The sequence below is a fragment of the Mesorhizobium sp. P3_A9 genome (assembly GCF_056402975.1).
This window is the reverse complement of the sequence record NZ_JBFUGJ010000852.1, coordinates 1-512: the sequence shown is the minus strand read 5'-3', so window position 1 is coordinate 512 and position 512 is coordinate 1. Positions and strand designations below refer to the sequence as shown.

1 protein-coding gene is annotated in these 512 nt (G+C 59.2%); it reads left to right on the top strand.

The genetic code is table 11. The features are described from left to right. Positions 1-144: 144 nt before the first annotated feature. Positions 145-474 carry a hypothetical protein gene (locus AC1DX0_RS37110; RefSeq protein WP_477323448.1) on the top strand — a complete coding sequence of 110 codons (330 nt, stop codon included), beginning with the start codon at positions 145-147 and terminating at the stop codon, positions 472-474. Positions 475-512: the final 38 nt, after the last annotated feature.

Genomic DNA, 512 nt, shown 5'->3' with positions numbered 1-512 from the left:
GGTCAGGCCGAGTCGAGAAGGGTGGGGCCGAGAACCGGCTTGCGCCGGCCGTAGGTAGTGCGTCAGTTTCCACTCGGAATCCGAGGCGATTTGTGGCAGGCCACGTGTAGTTGGGAAAGGCGCGGTTATCCCGGAGGAACCAAAGTGAGTGTCGTGAGCGGTGTGGTGCTTTGTACATCCTCTGCCGAAGACTGTTCGAGCCCGAACGGTCAGCCCGTTCTCTTTGAGCGCATACAGGAATGGCTGGCGGAGCGCGCCGGCCCCTTCCAACAACTTAACAGCGTCGAGGATAGCTTTGGCGGCAGCAAGCACCCGCAAATGTTTGTAGCCGGCGGCGGCTTCAACCATTTCCCTGAAGACGACTTTGCGGCCTACGTGATGTCGCTGCCTTGGCAAAACCCAGAAAACGTCGTGCTGGTGATCGAGCCCGAAGAAGGAGCGACCCGCGTCTTCAGGCACGAGAATTCAAACTGACGCAGTAACCGGCCGTAGCCTTAGTTGACACGCAACTC